General features: G+C 47.5%; 15 protein-coding genes, 1 tRNA gene and 1 riboswitch. Of the genes, 8 read left to right on the top strand and 8 right to left on the bottom strand.

Translation table 11 applies throughout. The annotated features are described in order from the left end of the window. Positions 1-155 precede the first annotated feature (155 nt). Complete coding sequence (locus M2134_RS10640) at positions 156-1,109, bottom strand: hypothetical protein (RefSeq protein WP_280750685.1); 954 nt, start codon at positions 1,107-1,109, stop codon at positions 156-158. 155 nt (positions 1,110-1,264) lie between these two features. After that, positions 1,265-1,338, bottom strand: a tRNA-Ile gene (locus tag M2134_RS10635). Between the two features lie 179 nt (positions 1,339-1,517). On the opposite strand from M2134_RS10635, the gene M2134_RS10630 reads away from it, so the two are divergent. Then, positions 1,518-2,255 (top strand): lysophospholipid acyltransferase family protein, encoded by a 738-nt coding sequence (locus tag M2134_RS10630; protein WP_280750684.1) that lies wholly within the window; start codon positions 1,518-1,520, stop codon positions 2,253-2,255. A 10-nt stretch (positions 2,256-2,265) separates the two neighbouring features. Here M2134_RS10630 and M2134_RS10625 read toward each other — a convergent pair whose 3' ends face one another. Further along, positions 2,266-3,702 (bottom strand): AAA family ATPase, encoded by a 1,437-nt coding sequence (locus tag M2134_RS10625; RefSeq protein WP_280750683.1) that lies wholly within the window; start codon positions 3,700-3,702, stop codon positions 2,266-2,268. Between the two features lie 92 nt (positions 3,703-3,794). On the opposite strand from M2134_RS10625, the gene M2134_RS10620 reads away from it, so the two are divergent. From M2134_RS10620 to rsmD, 3 genes are read left to right on the top strand one after another with little or no spacing between them, the layout of a single operon-like run. Next, a complete protein-coding gene (locus tag M2134_RS10620; RefSeq protein WP_280750682.1) occupies positions 3,795-4,436 on the top strand; it encodes a hypothetical protein in 642 nt (213 codons plus the stop codon). Positions 4,437-4,442: 6 nt separating this feature from the next. Beyond that, positions 4,443-5,279 carry a DUF3822 family protein gene (locus M2134_RS10615; protein WP_280750681.1) on the top strand — a complete coding sequence of 279 codons (837 nt, stop codon included), beginning with the start codon at positions 4,443-4,445 and terminating at the stop codon, positions 5,277-5,279. After that, a complete protein-coding gene (gene rsmD / locus M2134_RS10610) occupies positions 5,267-5,806 on the top strand; it encodes a 16S rRNA (guanine(966)-N(2))-methyltransferase RsmD (RefSeq protein ID WP_280750680.1) in 540 nt (179 codons plus the stop codon). Before M2134_RS10615 ends, rsmD begins: the two co-directional genes overlap by 13 nt. A 75-nt stretch (positions 5,807-5,881) precedes the next feature. Here rsmD and pfkA read toward each other — a convergent pair whose 3' ends face one another. The 3 genes from pfkA to cmk all read right to left on the bottom strand — a co-directional run bounded on the left by pfkA (position 5,882) and on the right by cmk (position 8,525). Further along, entirely contained in the window at positions 5,882-6,862 is a 981-nt protein-coding gene (gene pfkA, locus M2134_RS10605) for a 6-phosphofructokinase (protein WP_280750678.1), read from the bottom strand. 31 nt (positions 6,863-6,893) lie between these two features. Beyond that, a complete protein-coding gene (locus M2134_RS10600) occupies positions 6,894-7,766 on the bottom strand; it encodes a 4-hydroxy-3-methylbut-2-enyl diphosphate reductase (protein ID WP_280750677.1) in 873 nt (290 codons plus the stop codon). 66 nt (positions 7,767-7,832) lie between these two features. Further along, a complete protein-coding gene (gene cmk / locus M2134_RS10595) occupies positions 7,833-8,525 on the bottom strand; it encodes a (d)CMP kinase (RefSeq protein WP_280750676.1) in 693 nt (230 codons plus the stop codon). 104 nt (positions 8,526-8,629) lie between these two features. Next, positions 8,630-8,902: riboswitch (cobalamin riboswitch) on the top strand. Between the two features lie 35 nt (positions 8,903-8,937). Here cmk and M2134_RS10590 point away from each other — a divergent pair. The 3 genes from M2134_RS10590 to M2134_RS10580 are packed head-to-tail and all read left to right on the top strand — an operon-like array spanning position 8,938 to position 13,761. After that, the gene (locus M2134_RS10590; RefSeq protein WP_280750675.1) at positions 8,938-10,944 is read left to right on the top strand and encodes a TonB-dependent receptor; all 2,007 of its coding nucleotides are present in this window, start codon (positions 8,938-8,940) and stop codon (positions 10,942-10,944) included. 29 nt (positions 10,945-10,973) lie between these two features. After that, the gene (locus M2134_RS10585; RefSeq protein ID WP_280750674.1) at positions 10,974-12,635 is read left to right on the top strand and encodes a DUF5074 domain-containing protein; all 1,662 of its coding nucleotides are present in this window, start codon (positions 10,974-10,976) and stop codon (positions 12,633-12,635) included. Positions 12,636-12,642: 7 nt separating this feature from the next. After that, positions 12,643-13,761 (top strand): ABC transporter substrate-binding protein, encoded by a 1,119-nt coding sequence (locus M2134_RS10580; protein ID WP_280750673.1) that lies wholly within the window; start codon positions 12,643-12,645, stop codon positions 13,759-13,761. 9 nt (positions 13,762-13,770) lie between these two features. On the opposite strand, the gene lpxB is transcribed toward M2134_RS10580, so the two are convergent. Next, positions 13,771-14,910 (bottom strand): lipid-A-disaccharide synthase, encoded by a 1,140-nt coding sequence (gene lpxB / locus M2134_RS10575; protein ID WP_280750672.1) that lies wholly within the window; start codon positions 14,908-14,910, stop codon positions 13,771-13,773. Positions 14,911-14,941: 31 nt separating this feature from the next. After that, entirely contained in the window at positions 14,942-15,706 is a 765-nt protein-coding gene (gene surE, locus M2134_RS10570; protein WP_280750671.1) for a 5'/3'-nucleotidase SurE, read from the bottom strand. A 1,072-nt stretch (positions 15,707-16,778) separates the two neighbouring features. On the opposite strand from surE, the gene queC reads away from it, so the two are divergent. Beyond that, positions 16,779-17,441, top strand: a complete 663-nt coding sequence (queC, locus tag M2134_RS10565) for a 7-cyano-7-deazaguanine synthase QueC (protein ID WP_280750670.1) — start codon at positions 16,779-16,781, stop codon at positions 17,439-17,441. The last annotated feature ends 50 nt before the right edge of the window (positions 17,442-17,491 follow it).

Raw genomic sequence — 17,491 nt, 5'->3', positions numbered from 1 at the left:
AATATACACATTATATCATATATTTACCGATTATGCGACATATATCGAATTTATTCTTCTATATTATTGTACTTAAGGCAAATTAGGATAATGTAAAGCTCATGTGAGATTGTTAGTCATCTTCCCTACGATGTGGCACTACCTCGTATGATCAATCATACGCCTAAAGTCTTGGGGTTTCTCCTTAATACCTTTGTCGCAAAAAGGAAACAGAATTTTGCTATATTGTAGAATCGTTTAGCTAAAGGTTCGGTCAGATTCTGCTTCTTAAAAAAGAAAGGTAACTCCTTGGGTTCAATAAGTATGAATGTGTCAGGATTTGCTGTTTTTGAGGGGCTGAGTCTTATATCTATATGTAATCGGTCATTGGAGAAATATTCAAATGTTCCATGTGCAAGACCGCCAAACGTCCCATACACAAATATGTCTTCTTCATTGAAAGCAACAATGTTAAAGTTGCGAGGTTTTAAGGATAATGCTTTTTCATAATTTGCTTGAGCTAAATCAAATCGCTTATGAAGTCGATGATGTAACGCTTTATTTATATACTCATTAGCTGCTGTTTCATCAACAGGGGTAGGGGCTTCTATGCTTTTTAATTTTTTATCTTCATCTTTCGTTTTGCGATATGACTCAGTTTCTTGGCGCATAGCTTGTAACACCTTGTAGGCAAAGTCTGGCTTGTTGTCAAACAGTGCCTGCTGAAATTGTTCCCAATTCTCTTCAGAGGTAAATTCAATGCCTCCTTGCATTGCAGGAAATTCTATGGGTTTCTCCGGCTTTATACAAGGTTTGTAGTAAGCTATTGTCTCATATGTGATGAGCCAATCACATGTTTCTGGCTTTATTCCGCCAAAAATATGCTCGGAAATACAATAATCCACATATTTTTCGCCATTCCAACCAACTAATCCCAGTTTGTTCCATGGCTTTAGTCGATAGTCGACATCGCTGCCCATCGACCCTGTTCTGTACAAAATGCCATCATCCCATTCAATACCGGATAGACCACCTTTATCTTCTAAGAATTGCTTATAACCTCCTTCGTAAACTCTATTGATGTTTACAATAGGGATAATGATATCGATAAACTCGCAGCGTACAGCCATGATACTTTTGTATAGTGATAGTTTTCTTTTCAGCAAAGATACATTTTTCTATTCCTTTACCCTATTCTACCCAAAATGGTTGTGTGCAAATCGTGTGCAAACCCTAAACAAAAAGCACCTACAGATCTTTCTGTAAGTGCTTCATTTTTAGGTAGTGGTCCCACCTGGGCTTGAACCAGGGACTCCCTGATTATGAGTCAGGTGCTCTAACCAACTGAGCTATAGGACCGGATCAGAAGGTTGTTCTGAAATCGGGTGCAATATTACGACATAAAATCGGTTTATGCAAGGAGGGATGGAAAAAAAGTGGCAAGATAGGATACGTCCGGGTAATCTTCAAGCAAGCTTGATTGCACTCAGTTTTCACTATCTTTGCACCTCTATTTTATACATTACAAATACTACTGTATGCAAAAGATATTGTCTGTTCCGTTGTCGATTATTTATTATTTGTTGTTTTTCAGTATTTTACTGGTTTTTCATCCCCTTCAATGGGTTTGTTTCAATCTGTTTGGTTATAAAGCACATAAGTGGAGTGTTGATCTGTTGAATTTCTTTCTGGTCATTAATACCTATCTGTTAGGGACGCGTTACAGGATTGAACATCTGGAGAACCTGCCGCAGGGTGTGCCTCTTATCATTGCTGCGAATCATCAAAGCATGTACGATATCACCACCATCGGTTGGTTTATGCGCCGGGTACATCCCAAATTTGTCAGCAAGATAGAGTTGGGCAGATATATCCCCAGCATCTCCTATAATCTGAATCATGGGGGATCGGTAGTGATCGACCGAAAAGATCCGAAGCAGGCCTTGTCGGCGATTGCCGGGTTGGGGAAATATATTGAAGCCAATAACCGCGCGGCTGTTATTTTTCCGGAGGGGACAAGAAGCAAGACGGGTAAACCCCGCCGGTTTGCCGAGAATGGACTGAAGATTCTGTGTAAGTATGCTCCTTCGGCCTATATGGTTCCTGTGACGATCAATAATTCCTGGAAGATGACGCGCTGGGGTGTTTTCCCGGTGGGCTTGGGAAATGAATTGATCCTTACGATCCATCCTGCGTTTCCCGTCAGTGGGCAATCTTTTGCCGAGACATTCGAAAGAACGGAAAAGGCGGTGGTGGAGGGATGCCTCCCCGTCTGATTTCAGCAGGCTATCCCTTCGCCGGGATCTCTTCCTCAAACTCTTTGGGGAGGTTCACCAGGCAAAGGCAATGGGTGGCACGGGTGAAGGCGGTGTATAACCAGCGGTAGAAGTTTTCGCCCAACATCTCTTCGGTCACATAGCCGATGTCGAGGAATACATGACTCCATTGTCCGCCCTGCGCTTTGTGGCAGGTGATCGCATAGGCATATTTCACCTGTACGGCGTTGTACCAGACATCGCTCTTGAGCTGTTTCATCTTATCGCTTTGACGAGGGATATCTTCGTAATCTTCCAGGATAGCCTGGAGCAACCGGTCGTTCTCTTCGCGGGTGAGCGCCGGGGCCTCCGACTGAAGCGCGTCGAGCAGGATCCGTATCTCCATCTCCAGGTCGTAGTCGGCGAAGCGCACCTCCACGTCGGCAAAACGGAAGCCATACATCTCATAGGTCTTGCGCACCCTGCGCACCTCCACGATATCTCCGTTAGCAATGAAATCCATCGATTCGATCTTCTCTTTTTCTGTCCAGAAGTAGTTGTTTTTGGCAATCATCAGGAAATCGCCCGCCGAGAGCTCCTCTTCGCGGTCGAGGATGCGGTTGCGAATGCCGTTGTTGTAGATGGTCGCCCGCTTGTTGCTACGGGTGATGACAATCGTCTCCTCCCTGCCTTCGCGGTAGTAGGCCGACGAGATCTCTTCGATCAGATCCATGCCGTTTATCTTCCGGAAATCGGCAAATCCCAGGCGTAGGCGCGGGAAGATCTCCACGGTATGCGCGGAGAGAGCGTCGCGCAGGCGGGTGGCGTTGTAGAGGATGCCCGAGTCATCGGCCTGGCGCACGACCTGGGTGAGTTGTATCTCGCTCACCTCCAGGTTGTATCCCTGCAACACCAGGCGGTTGAGCGCCGGACTCTCCGTTTGCATGACCGGCGGGAGCTGGGCGGTGTCTCCCAGGAGGATCAACCGTCCGTTCTCATTTTCATAGACATACCGGATCAGGTCGTCCAGTAAACGCCCTTCGCCGAAGAGGTGCGAGTCGATCCCTTCGTTGGTGATCATCGAAGCCTCGTCGACAATAAAAAGGGTATCGCGGTGTAGGTTTTGCGCCAGTTGAAAGCCGGACATATCGGGCGAGAATGTCTTCTGGCGGTAGATCTTTTTATGGATGGTCAACGCCTTGTGGTTGGCGTAGGCAGAGAACACTTTTGCCGCCCGTCCGGTGGGTGCCAGTAGTACGGTTTTTTGCTTCAGTTCGGTCAGTGTTTTGACCAGAGCGCCTATCAGTGAAGTCTTTCCCGTCCCGGCATATCCTTTGAATAAGAGGAGTCCGTTAGGCTGGGTAGACTGCAGGAAATCGACAAGGATCTCTATCGCATGGCTCTGGTTGGGGGTCGGAGTGTGGGGGAAATTAACAGAGATTTGTTTTCCTAAATAACTATTTATCATTTTATAAGCAATAATTTGAGGGATAAAGGTAAGGTATTAAATATTCTTTTTATATTTGCCGGACGAAATAAATTCAAAAAACTATACAAACCATGAAAGTTGCATTAAAGATTTTACTGACTTTAGCAGTGTTCCTGCTTGTTTACATGTGTGTGAAGAGTATCACAGGACCGATTGAATTTAATAAGGAAAAGGATGCGCGTGATAAAGAAGTTATCGCACGTTTGGTCGATATCCGTAAGGTTCAGATTGAGTACAAGAATATTCACAAGACACATGCCGGCTCTTTTGCTGATCTGGAGAAATTCCTGAACGAAGAGCAGCTTCCTTTTATCGTGAAAGAAGGTGTTTTGACAGACGAACAACTTGAAAAAGGGATGACAGAGCAACAAGCTGTTAAAGAAGGTTTGATCCGTCGTGACACGATGTGGGTGCTTGCTAAAGACACCTTGTTAGGTAAAGGATATGACGTAGCTAATATGCGTTATGTACCGGCTGTTCCGGGTAACCGCATTGAGTTCAATATGGACACAGCTACGCTGACCTCTCCGACAGGTTACGAGATCAAAGTGTTTGAATGTGGCGTATTGTTCAAAGATTATTTGACAGAAATGGATGCCCAACAACGCTATAACCTGATCGATAAAGCTGAAAAGCAAGGTAAATATCCGGGTCTTCGCGTAGGATCATTGGAAGAAGTTAATAACAGCGCAGGTAACTGGGAAAATCTCTAATTTCTTATGCTTATCAGCGTTCCTGATGCGTTGACAATAAACCATTCGGATAAGTATATAATGTCCATCCGGCTCCAACCGGATGGACTTTCTTTTTCCGCTTATATCCCCTTTGTTCCGGGTAGTTTCTTTATCCGCCGGGCAGAGTTCAACCATGCCTTGTCTTACGGAGAGGCATTCAAAGAGTTTTTTTACGCGCATGATTTCCTGACCTGGTCCTATCGAAAGGTGTATATCGTGGTGGATTTTCCTCAGTATACGATGGTGCCCGGCAGGGTATTCGATGAGAAACAACAGGAGGAGTTCCTCTCTTTTCATTTCTCCCGACCGGAAAGCAGATGTCTCCACGATGAGGTAAGCGAAGAGGATATGCGGCTTGTTTACGGGATCGACAATGACACCTATGAGTTTTGTGCCCGCTCCTTTATTGCTCCCACCTTTGTTCATTCGCTCTCTTTATTGATCCCTTTCTGGAAAAAGCAGAGTATGGCCTCCGCTACGGCCAATATGTACGCGGTTGTTTCTTCCGGTCGGATCACGGTCTGTTGCTATCGGCAGGATAAATTGGTGTTTGCCAATACCCTATCGGTTGGTAATGTACAGGATATGCTCTATTATCTCTTGTCGATCTGGCGCGCTACGGGTATGGATCAGCATACGGATCAGCTGTTCTTGTATGGCGACGGCGAGGAGGGACAGGCGAAGAGTGAGTTGCTGGAAGCGCTTGCTCCCTATCTGAGGCAGGCAGAGGCGGGCGGAATCCCCTCCGATATCTATTTGTTGGGTGATGAAATTGCCCATACTCCGATCGATCTTATAGCTTTAAGCCTATGCGAATCATAAGTGGTAAATATGGCAGACGGCGTTTCTCCGTCCCCTCGAGTTTCAGTGCCCGGCCAACAACCGACTTTGCCCGGGAGAATATATTCAATGTCTTGTCGAATTTGGTCGATTTTGACGAGTTGGATGCCCTTGATCTTTTTGCCGGAACCGGGAGCATATCGTTTGAGTTCCTGTCGCGTGGTTGCCGTCGGGTGACAGCGGTAGAGCTGAACAACGCGCATGCCAACTTCATCCAGAAGGTAGCCCGGGAATTAAAAGAGGAGCATCTCTCGCTGATCCGTGGTGACGCCTTCCGTTTTCTGGAGCGCACGAAGGCAGAGAGCTACGACCTTATCTTTGCCGATCCGCCCTATAAGTTGGAGGGATTGGCAGATATCCCCCGGATCGTACTCGACAGAGATCTGCTTCGCCCCGAAGGGATCTTCGTGATGGAACATCCCAAAGAGTATGACTTCTCGGAGCTGCCTTATTACAACCAGCGCAGGGTTTATGGGTCGGTGAACTTTAGTGTTTTTATAAAAGAATAGGGAGCTTTGCTCTTATAAAAAAAGACCTTAATGGACAATATGCCATTAAGGTCTTTTTTAGTATCTATTTCCCTTTTAAATAGATGAAATACGCAATGTATTCAATAGCTCACGGTCGATGACTTTGACATTCTTGATCGCCTTGGAGAAGGGCACGTAGTCGATCGCTTCATTTTGTATCCCAATCATCACGTTACGTTGATCTTCGAGAATCGCGTCGACGGCTGCCACCCCCATACGGGTTGCCAGGATGCGGTCGCGCGCTGTCGGAGAACCTCCGCGTTGCAAGTGTCCCAGGATAGACACACGTACGTCGAACTGCGGATATTCTTTCTTCACACGTTCGGCCACGCCCATGGCGCCTCCTGTGATCTCACTCTCTGCCACCAATACAATGCTGCTGTTCTTGGATTTTCGGAAGCCGTTGTCGATCATTTCCGCCAGTTGGTCTTTTTCGATGGATATCTCTGGGATGATAGCCGCCTCCGCTCCGGAAGCTATGGCTCCGTTGAGCGCCAGGAATCCGGCTTCGCGTCCCATCACCTCGATGAAGAACAAGCGGTCATGCGAAGTGGCTGTGTCGCGGATCTTATCGACACACTCCATAATGGTGTTGAGGGCTGTGTCGTAGCCAATGGTCACATCGGTGCCGTAGAGGTCATTGTCGATGGTTCCCGGTAGGCCGACGATCGGATAATTAAACTCTTGTGCGAATATGCGGGCACCGGTCAGCGTTCCATCACCACCGATAGCCACTAAGGCATCGATCCCATGCTCTTGCAATCGCTCGTAGGCCAGTTTGCGCCCTTCGGGCGTACGAAACTCTTCGCTACGGGCGGTTTTCAATATCGTTCCACCTCGTTGAATTATATTACTTACATTCTGAGTCTTGAAATCCTCAATCTCATTTGTGATCAATCCTTTGTAGCCACGATAAATAGCCTTTACACTCATACCCTGATAAATAGCCGTACGGGTTACGGCACGTATGGCGGCGTTCATGCCCGGCGCATCACCTCCGGAGGTTAAAATGCCAATACACTTTACTGTAGACATAGCGCATCTTGTTTTTTGGTTCGCGGCAAAATTAAGAATTTTTATTGATATCATGTATCTTGTTTGCCACCTCTTCCATCAGCCATTTGGGCGTAGAGGTAGCTCCGCATACGCCTACGCTCTTGACCTCCGGCGGCAGGGCTTCGGTAATCTCTCGCGCTTCGGTGATGAATAGGGTGTTCGGATTTGCCTTTAGGCACTCTTCAAACAAGACACGTCCATTGGAACTCTTCACCCCGGCCACGAAATAGATCCAGTCATGGCTGGCTGCAAACTTTTTGATATTTGGCAGACGGTTGGCTACCTGGCGGCAGATGGTGTCGTAGTATTCGAATGTCATCTTGTCGTCAATTCGTTTTTGGATCTCTTCGATGATAGTGCGAAATCCATCCAATGACTTCGTTGTCTGCGAGAATAGGATGATGTCTTTGGTGAAGTCCAGCTTGTCCAAGTCGTCTATGTTCTCCACGACAATAGCCGTCCCTTCTGTTTGGCCAACCAGTCCGTTCACTTCGGCATGTCCCTTTTTGCCGTATATCACCAACTGGCTGTGGTTGTTTTTCGATCGGAGGTAGCAACTATGTATTTTCCGTTGCAGCTGTAACACGACAGGACAGGTGGCATCGATGATCGTAATGTTGTTTTTCCGTGCTAAATCATAGGTAGAAGGCGGTTCGCCATGAGCTCGAAGCAATACCTTTTCGCCCTGTAGATTGGCAAGTGCCGCATGATCGATGGTACGCAAGCCCTCTGCTTTCAGGCGCTCAACCTCCAGGTTGTTATGCACGATATCCCCCAGGCAGTAGAGCACAGCCTCCTTTTTCAGTTCGCGCTCGGCACTTTCGATGGCCGTTACGACACCAAAACAAAAACCGGAACTTTTATCTATTTCGACTTGGAACACCGTAGTTTAATTGTTAATTGTTAATTGATAATTGATAGCTGTCCATTGTCCACTATCCATTATCCATTATCCATTGTTTACTGTTTTCTCGTATTGCTCCAACAGCCATGTTCTTTGCTCCTCCCGGGTCATATTGGAATTGTCTAACAGGAGGGCATCTTCGGCCTGTTTCAAGGGGCCTACCTTACGGGTTGAATCGATGAAGTCTCGTTTCTTGACGTTCTCGAGAATCTCCTCGTACGAGACATCGAGCCCTTTCTCCCGCAGCTCATCAAAGCGGCGTTGGGCACGTACCTCGGGCGATGCCGTGATAAACACCTTCAATTCGGCATCGGGAAAGATCACCGTACCGACATCGCGTCCATCCATAACAACCCCTTTGCCGCGTCCCATCTCCTGCTGCTGTGCCACCAGTTCATGGCGTACAAAGTCCAATGCAGCCACCGGGCTTACATGGTCGGACACCTCCATGCCACGTATCTCTTTTTCCACATCAACGCCATTCAAGAGGGTATCGGGACGTCCGGTATCGGTGTTTAGGCGAAAGGAGATTTGTATGTTTTTTATCTCTTTCCGCAGCCTCTCTTCATCCAGGTCGTTGCCCGAAAACATTCCCTGTTGCAGGGCGTATAAGGTGACTGCCCGGTACATAGCGCCGGTGTCGATGTAGGTATATCCAATGGTTTTAGCCAGTTCTTTGGCCATGGTGCTTTTGCCGCTTGAGGAATGTCCGTCGATAGCAATGGTAATCTTTTTCATCTTATAGAATCCTTGAGGAAGAATAACACTTAATTGACATTACAAAGATACGATCTATTCTCCAAAAAGCACTTCCTTTTATTTGGCGATTCAATAAAAGCGTTATCTTTGCCCCCGATTATGGTGTAATGCCTTCCGTTCGGGAGGTGTTAGTAAAAGGGAATCCGGTGCGAATCCGGAACTGTACCCGTAGCTGTAAGTTCTTAAATACCCCGGCAATTCTTTTGCCACTGACCGTTGTTTAATTGAAAATTGAAAATTGATAGTTGAAAATTATTTTCCATTTTCCATTTTCCATTTTCCATTAAACAAAGGTTGGGAAGGCGCCGGTGAAGGTAGAACGAGTCAGAAAACCTGCCATGATCGAAATTATGCAATGCCTCGGGTAAAGGTGTTGGTAACACGAAAATGTATGCTTCATTTATTTACACGTTGTGTGTCATGCCTGTTGGCTTGTAGTCTGGGGAGTGTTTACGGATTGTATGCACAGCAAACCGATACGACGGTTATGCGTAATCTTTCCGAAGTGGAGGTGGTAGAGAAGATACGTCCTTCGGTAACCCGCCAGGGGGCGCCTTTACAGATTATGAATCGCACGGATATCGAGCGGCTGGGCATGCAGGATCTCTCGGAAGCCGTGAAGCGTTTCTCCGGGGTGACGGTCAACGATTATGGCGGCATCGGCGGCCTGAAGACCGTCTCGGTGCGCAGCCTTGGCGCCAAGCATACGGCGGTAAGCTACGACGGAATAACCATCACGGATGCGCAAAACGGGCAGGTTGATATTGGCCGTTATTCCTTAGATAACGTCGATGCTGTTTCCATCTCGATCGGTCAGACCGATGATATTTTCCAGACTGCCCGTATCTATGCCTCTGCCGGAGCATTACATATCCAAACCGCCAAGCCAAACTTCGACAAGAAGCCCTTTCGCCTGGAGGGGATTGTCAAAGGAGGCTCGTTCGGCTTGTTCAATCCGGTGGTTCGCTACGACCAGAAGCTGTCGTCCGCCTATTCCGTTTCGCTCTATGCCGACTGGCTGCGGGCCGACGGGCGGTATCCCTACACCTTTACCAATGGAGATATCGTGACCGAAGAGAAGCGAAAAAACAGTGATATCAAAAGTTGGCGAACGGAGTTAAACCTCTATGCCGATTGGAAAACGAAAGGCAATCTGCGAGTGAAAGGCTATTGGTTCGATTCCCAAAGAGGCTTGCCCGGGTCAGTCATCCTTTATAATGACTATCATAAGGAGCGGCTGCAGGAACGCAATGGCTTTGCCCAGGCACTCTACGAAAACAGCTTTACCGATAAACTCTCGTTGAAAGCGCAAGCGAAGTTCGATTATTCCCGAACGCGTTACCAGGATTTCCACAGCAAATACATCGATGGAGAGCAAAGGGATGTGTACACTCAACGGGAATATTACGCATCTGCCGCCCTGTTATACAAGCCGATAGAGAACATCTCCTTTTCGCTGGCGGAAGATGCCTTCTTTAATACGTTGGACGCCACCACGCCCAAATGTGTTTTCCCGGAAAGAATCTCCTCCTTGACGGCCCTGGCGGCACAATACAAAGACAATCGATTGACCGCTACGGCGAGTCTCCTGGGGACTTTTATCACGGAAGAGATCACCGAAGGCGATCCGGCGGCCGACCGCAAGCGGCTTTCACCGGCTTTCAGTCTCTCCTACCGACTATTCAGCAATCAGAATCTGCGCCTGCGCCTTTCTTATAAAGATATATTCCGGATGCCGACCTTCAATGATCTCTATTACGACCGCATCGGCAACCGCGACCTCGACCCGGAAAAGGCACAGCAATACAATGTCGGATTGACCTGGAGTCATCGTTTTCCCTCACTCGGACTGGACTATATAAGCCTGACGGCCGACGGCTATTACAACCGGGTGAAAGATAAGATCGTCGCCATTCCGACTATGTTTATCTGGAAAATGATGAATATGGGAGAGGTTGAGATCAAAGGACTGGATGTAAACCTGTCCACGCGTTTCACCTTGCCGCTTGCGATGTTCCTCCAAGTCGACGGCTCCTATTCCTGGCAATATGCCATTGATGTGACCGATAAAGAATCGAAAACCTACAAAAGCCAGTTGCCTTATACACCGAAACATGCCGGTTCGGCTTCTGTCTCGTTGGAAAACAAGTGGGTCAATGTGAGTTGGACGCTTACCGCTGTCGGGGAACGCTACGCGCTTCCGCAGAATATGGAAAGCAACCGGATGGAAAAATATACCGAACAGCAACTATCTTTCAACCGAACGTTCACCTTTGCCAACTCCTCTTTGCGGTTGCAGGCCGAAGTGGTCAATCTGACGGATATCACCTACGATGTGATCCGTTATTACCCCATGCCGGGGCGTTCGTTCAGAGCCAGTATCAAATATATCTACTAACAAATACATTTACTTAAAACAACAAAGAAATGAAAAGATTTTTTTATGTCTTTACAGTCTGCCTGTTTGCGGCAGTATCTTTTACATCATGTGATGAAGATGATGAGATTTTTATTCCAACCGAAGTGGTTTCCAATCTGACGTTTACAGATGAGGATATGGATCCGTATAAAATTGGCGGCACATTGATCTGGGATCTTCCGGCTTCGGAAGAGAATATCACTGACTATGTGATCTACCTGAGCGAAACAGCTACCGGCAGAGACCAGAAGGTCGGTGAGGTAATGTTTGGAGCAAGTTCTTTAGCAGGAAAGGCTTCATTAAAGATACCCAACGGCACAGACCTGAAAGCCTATCTGGTGGTAGTGACTAAAAATACGATGGGTGAGTCGGCCAATGTGGCTGCATTGGAGATAACAGATAATACAGGGGACTTGATCGTGACTGAATTAGCTTTCACCGATTCAGATCCGCTATCGAAAACCATAGGAGGGATGCTGACATGGAAATTACCTAATCCGGAGGCGTATGTAACAGGATACGCGATCTATGCCGCTGATGAAGCAGCTCAGAAAGGCACGAAAATCGGTGAAGTGGCAGCAGGGATTTCTTCTTTTGAAGTGCCTGTTGGAACACCTTACAAGCCTTTCATACAGGTCATTGTTATAAAGAATAATGTTGAGTCAGACTTGTTTGCTGCCTTGCCCGTAGCAGATTACGCGAAGCCTTCTACCGGTTTGTTTATTTTGAACGGCGGAAACCAGAATGAGAATAATGCTTGTATTAGTTATTATGACATTGCGACAGGCAAGTTGACCCAAGAGGTTTATAAAACAGCTAACGGAAGCGGCCTGGGTGATTCCGCAGAACAGCTATTGATTTACGGCGGTAAGATGTATGTGACTGTGACCGGATCCAATCGTATTGCCATATTAAACCTGGATGGGAAACTGATCAAAAGCATCGAACCCAAAGAAGACGGAGCACCCATGAACCCGCGTGCTATGGTAGCCGATAAGGGGAAGGTATACATCAGCTACTATTATGGACATGCCGTAGCGGCTTTGGATACGCTTTCGTTGGAAGTGACAGAGAAAGTGGGCGTAGGACGTTATCCGGAACATCTGGCTGTGGCAAACGGAAAGATCTATGTGTCAAACTCCGGCGGATTGGATTATCCCAATTACGGTAAGACCGTATCGGTTATCGACCAAAGTAGTTTCAAGGTAGATAAAGAGATAGAGGTACTGATCAATCCGGGAAAAATCCTTGCCGATAGCCAGGGGGATGTGTATGTGATCTCATTAGGCAACTATGGGGATATCAAGAATACCCTGCAGCGTATCGATGGCAAAACCGGCGAAGTGACGGTAGTTGATAAAGCCACCTATATGACGTTGGTGAACGATAACCTGTACACCGCCTACGCCCAATGGGGAGATGCGAATATCACCTATAAAAAGTATGATACATTGACAGAAACATTCGTCGATGAAAATATCATCAAAGACGGAACAAACATCACCTCTCCTTATGCCATTGCTGTTGATCCGTTGACGGAAGATTTCTATATTGCGGAATCAAGCTGGGGAAGCACCAGCTCCCTCTATGTCTTCTCCGCGGACGGAAAGCTGCAAGGCCAGGCGATTGAGACCGGCGGTTATGGTGCCAAATGTTTAATTTTTAATTGATCATAAGATGAAAAACCTTCTTCCATTCTTTCTTCTACTTCTATTCGTTTCCTGTCACTCTGGCGGCAGGCGATCGGCTTCGCCCGAAGCGTTGGCCACCGATTCGATCCGTTATGCCCGTGGCATAGAGATCAATCGCTATGAAGAGTACATAACCGTAGAGGTGAATGATCCGTGGGAGAAGGGACATTTGTTGCAAAGATATATACTGGTAGGATGCGACAAACCACTTCCCGGTAATCTGCCCACCGGGACAGTGGTCCGCGTTCCAATCCAACGGGTAGTGGTCTACACCTCCGTGCATGCTTCTGTCATGGATATGCTGGGCGAGACCCATCGTATCGTCGGGGTTTGCGAGCCTCGTTATATGGATACGCCCGCCATTCAGGAGGGATTGCGCCGGGGAACGATTGCCGACCTGGGTGAGTCGTCCGCTCCCAATGTGGAGAAAATGATCGAGATAGGAACGGAGTTTGTGATTGCCTCTCCTTTCCAAAACGGCAGCTATGGAGCCGTAGAGAAGATGGGAATCCCCATCATTGAAGGCGCCGATTACATGGAATCGCTCCCCCTCGGACGGACGGAGTGGATCCGTTTCTATGGTCTTCTCTGTGATAAAGAGGCATTGGCCGATTCACTTTTCGAGGCCACCGAAAAACGTTACCTCGACCTGAAGGCATTGACCGCATCCGTCACCCACCGCCCTACCGTGATTTCCGAAAAACGCTTCGGCTCAACCTGGCACATGCCGGCCGGCGATAGCTACATAGCCCATCTCTTTGCCGACGCGGGCGCCGACTATCTCTTCAAAGAACTGCCCGGAGCAGGAAGCAGACCGTTGGCCTTCGAAACGGTATTGGAACAGGGCATGCATGCTGATTTCTGGCTTCTCAAATACAACCAATCGACCGATATGACCTATAGCGAGCTGCGCTCGGAATATACGCCCTATGAACAGTTCGACGCATTCAGTAAAAAGAGTGTGTATGGCTGCAATACAGGGCGAGTGCCTTACTATGAAGAATTCCCTCTACATCCCGATTACCTATTAGCTGACTATGTAAGTATTTTCCATCCCGAATTGCTTCCGGGACACGAACGACGTTATTATTTTCGAATGGAGTAGGGGAGATCCCTACTTCTCTTTGAGTGATTCATAAATCAACTGGGCAGTGCGCTGAGAGGCACCGGGTGCGCCCAATGTACGTACCACCTCTTCGTAGTTGAATATCATCTGATTGCGGTAGTCAGTGTCGTTTATCAACCGGTCGAGCTCCTGGTGGATACGCTCCGATTTGAAATCTTTGCCAAACAGCTCTTGCACGACCGGTTTGTTGGCGATCAGGTTGACCAGCGAGATATAATCGACCCCAAAGAAGCGATGGAATACGAAACTGACCAGATTGCCCACCGGCGTATAATAACAAACCACCTGAGGCAATAGGAACAAAGTGGCTTCCAGGGTGGCTGTTCCGGAGGTGACTAAGGCGGCACAACTGTGTTGTAATAAAGCATAGGTCTTACCAAACAGAATCCGCGCATCCGGAAACTCCTGCATATATTGGCGGTAATAATCGGGCGAGATACCCGGTGCGCCGGCTATCACCACCTGGTAGTCGGGATAGTGGGCGGTCACCCGCAGCATGGTAGGCAGGTTGTCTTTGATCTCCTGCTTGCGGCTTCCTGCCAATAGGGCGATGATTTTCTTATCAGAGAGCTGCTCTTCCTGTTGAAATTCCTCCTTGCCGATCGATTCATTTTCGATATAACGCGCCACCTCGTCGACCGAAGGGTTACCCACATAATCGATGGCATAGTTCAATGATTGATAGAACCCGGTTTCAAAAGGCAGGATGCAAAACATACGATCGACATAACGACGGATGTCTTTGATCCGGTATTTCTTCCAGGCCCATATCTTGGGAGAGATGTAATAGTAGACAGGGATATGAAGCTTCTTCTTGACGTGTTTGGCTATGTTCAGGTTGAATCCGGGGTAATCGATCAGGATGACCACGTCGGGTCGGTAGGCGGCGATATCTTCCCGGCACATCCGCATATTATTCAATATAGTGCGCGCATGCAGTAATACGGGGATAAAACCCATATAGGCCATCTCCCGGTAGTGTTTCACCAGTGTACCGCCAATAGCCTGCATCCGATCTCCGCCAAAAAAGCGGAATTCGGCTTCGGGATCTGTCTCTTTCAGCGCCGCCATCAGGTTGGCCGCGTGTAGATCGCCGGATGCTTCGCCTGCAATTAAATAGTATTTCATAAATGATAATTGGAAGAGAACCGACCGATAATTAGCCGAAAAGCTCTCTTAACCGGTTCATATAATCGTAATCTGTCACATCAATCTTGCATGGGACGAGAGAGGCATAGCCGCTATCCAACGCCAAGGTGTCGTTTTCGGGATGTATCGGCTTACGATTCTCGAAGTCTCCCGTCAGCCAGAAAACTGTCTCGCCACGCGGCGCTTCGCTTCGCATAAACTCTTTGCCCCATTTGCCATCGGCCTGACGACACACCTTCAGCCCTTTTACCTGAGGCATTTTCGGTACGTTCAGGTTGAGGTAGGTGCCTTGCGGCAATCCCTCTTTCAGGATCCGGCGAGCTACCATGCGTGCCAGGCGGCAGCTCTCTGTGAAATCAGCCTCTTCGGTATGATCCAATAAAGAAACACCCAGCGAGGGTACATCAAAGATACATCCTTCTATGGCAGCCCCCATCGTGCCCGAATAGTTTACGGCAATGGCCATATTCCCTCCGTGGTTGATGCCCGATACCAATAGGTCGGGCTTACGATCGGATATCTCGTTGATAGCCAGTTTTACACAGTCCACCGGGGTGCCGGAACAACTGTAAACCGTCAGTCCGTTTTCTCGCTTTACCAGTTTATATTTAAGAGGGAGGTTGGAAGTGATAGCACTACTCATGCCTGAACGAGGACTATCCGGTGCGAAAACAAGAATATCTCCCAGATCTTTGAGACATCCGACCAATTCATGAATCCCTTTCGCATCAACGCCATCATCATTCGTCACTAAAATAAGCGGTCGCATATTCATTTTTTTAATCTTATGGTTAAAAACAATAGGAAAACAGCCTTTTTCCAATGCAGTCACAAATGTAACGAAAAGTTTTCAGCAACTTCGGCTATTATGGATAAATCTTAATCTGGCAGGGGGCTGGAGGAAGGAACGGATATATATTCATGGCTGAAGGCCACCCTGGACCTGCAGGTCCGTATCATCCTATCTATCGTTCTTTCAGAACTCGACTTGTATTATTATCATGATACCCAGGGTGGCGCAGGCTTTCAGTCTGCTTACCCGTGGGCTAAGTCATCGTCCCGCTGGGACTCGGCCTTCCAGACCCGCTGTGACCTTCAGTCATATAAATAAAGTCAAACACTGTATTATCTATGCCATTTGTGCCCCATAACCTTCCCCTCCTACCTGAAAATCCCCATCAATCAGAGAAATCAATTACATTAAAACCGAGGGATGTTTTCACTGATTTATTCATTTGTAACTATTAAACGAATTAGACTTGTTTTGTTTTTATATAAGTCCGGCAGGACTGTATAATATCCCCTACATGTTCGCTACATAATGACCTTGAATCAGGCCATATGTTAATAATTGATAAAATGATAGGTTTAACACGCCTCTGTTTTGCTATCAAAAAGTAACCAATTTCCCGAAAAAAGACTCTTTTTGATAGGGGTAGACCAAGAAATTGGGTGGTATTTAGGGTGAATAGCTTACGTTTTAATAGTGCCTAGGGGGTGCCTCCGTACTGCCTCCGTACTGCCTCCGTATTGCCTACGTTCTAACTATATAAAAAGTACGTAAAAAGTATGTAGACACCATGTAGACACCATGTAGACAGCATGTAGACACCATGTAGACACCATGTAGGCATCCCCTAGGCACCCCTTAGGCAGTATACCCCCGGTTTGTAGCTAATAATTGCCTATTGTATGTCATTTGTTGACTCACACACACAGGTGTAAAGAAACGCCTACTCTCAACCTTCAAACGGGTTTGGCTCTGCATTCGACTTTCATTATCTTTGTGCCTTGAAAGGGGTTTCCTTTCCGTGTGCTTGCTTAACCACGTATTAAAAACAAGAAAAATGAAACATACCGATGCTGCCCTGGTCTGCTTTTCCGGCGGACAGGATTCCACTACATGCCTGTTCTGGGCATTGAAACATTTCACAAGAGTAGAGACCGTCTGCTTCACATACGGGCAAAAACATTCGCTTGAGGTAGAGCGTGCGCGTATCATCGCGGCCGATGCCGGGGTACCTTTCGAACTGCTCGACATCTCGCTTATAGGCCAATTAGCCCCTAATTCGCTTACGGATCCTACGATGGAGATGGATCAGGAGAAACCGGCCGACAGCTATCCAAACACTTTTGTACCCGGCCGCAATCTTCTCTTTCTTACTTTTGCGGCTATCCTGGCGCGAAAAAAAGGCATTTTCAACCTGGTGGCGGGCGTGTCTGAAGCGGATTACAGCGGTTATCCCGATTGCCGCGATACGTTTATCCGCTCGCTCAACGTGACGCTCAACCTGGCTATGGACGAACACTTCGTTTTGCATACGCCGCTTATGCACCTCGACAAATCGGCCGTCTGGGAGCTATCCGACGAGTTAGGCGTGATGGATCTGATACGCGAACAAACGCTTACCTGTTACAATGGGATCCCTGCCGACGGGTGCGGGCATTGTCCGGCCTGCACATTGCGTAGGAAAGGGCTGGAGACTTATTTGCATAGGAGGGGCAAATAATCCTAATGGATAATTCCAATGGATAATGAGTAATGGATAATTGATAATGA

This window comes from Parabacteroides sp. PM6-13, from assembly GCF_029892605.1.
GTDB lineage: Bacteria > Bacteroidota > Bacteroidia > Bacteroidales > Tannerellaceae > QVMG01.
This window is presented reverse-complemented; position numbering and strand designations above follow the sequence as displayed.

What these genes read in the sequence shown, in the direction of transcription:
- M2134_RS10640 (WP_280750685.1), bottom strand. Translation starts at nt 1,109, where the DNA reads ATGGCTGTACGCTGCGAGTTTATCGATATCATTATCCCTATTGTAAAC.
- M2134_RS10630 (WP_280750684.1), top strand. Translation starts at nt 1,518, where the DNA reads ATGCAAAAGATATTGTCTGTTCCGTTGTCGATTATTTATTATTTGTTG.
- M2134_RS10625 (WP_280750683.1), bottom strand. Translation starts at nt 3,702, where the DNA reads ATGATAAATAGTTATTTAGGAAAACAAATCTCTGTTAATTTCCCCCAC.
- M2134_RS10620 (WP_280750682.1), top strand. Translation starts at nt 3,795, where the DNA reads ATGAAAGTTGCATTAAAGATTTTACTGACTTTAGCAGTGTTCCTGCTT.
- M2134_RS10615 (WP_280750681.1), top strand. Translation starts at nt 4,443, where the DNA reads ATGCTTATCAGCGTTCCTGATGCGTTGACAATAAACCATTCGGATAAG.
- rsmD (WP_280750680.1), top strand. Translation starts at nt 5,267, where the DNA reads ATGCGAATCATAAGTGGTAAATATGGCAGACGGCGTTTCTCCGTCCCC.
- pfkA (WP_280750678.1), bottom strand. Translation starts at nt 6,862, where the DNA reads ATGTCTACAGTAAAGTGTATTGGCATTTTAACCTCCGGAGGTGATGCG.
- cmk (WP_280750676.1), bottom strand. Translation starts at nt 8,525, where the DNA reads ATGAAAAAGATTACCATTGCTATCGACGGACATTCCTCAAGCGGCAAA.
- M2134_RS10590 (WP_280750675.1), top strand. Translation starts at nt 8,938, where the DNA reads ATGCTTCATTTATTTACACGTTGTGTGTCATGCCTGTTGGCTTGTAGT.
- M2134_RS10585 (WP_280750674.1), top strand. Translation starts at nt 10,974, where the DNA reads ATGAAAAGATTTTTTTATGTCTTTACAGTCTGCCTGTTTGCGGCAGTA.
- M2134_RS10580 (WP_280750673.1), top strand. Translation starts at nt 12,643, where the DNA reads ATGAAAAACCTTCTTCCATTCTTTCTTCTACTTCTATTCGTTTCCTGT.
- lpxB (WP_280750672.1), bottom strand. Translation starts at nt 14,910, where the DNA reads ATGAAATACTATTTAATTGCAGGCGAAGCATCCGGCGATCTACACGCG.
- surE (WP_280750671.1), bottom strand. Translation starts at nt 15,706, where the DNA reads ATGAATATGCGACCGCTTATTTTAGTGACGAATGATGATGGCGTTGAT.
- queC (WP_280750670.1), top strand. Translation starts at nt 16,779, where the DNA reads ATGAAACATACCGATGCTGCCCTGGTCTGCTTTTCCGGCGGACAGGAT.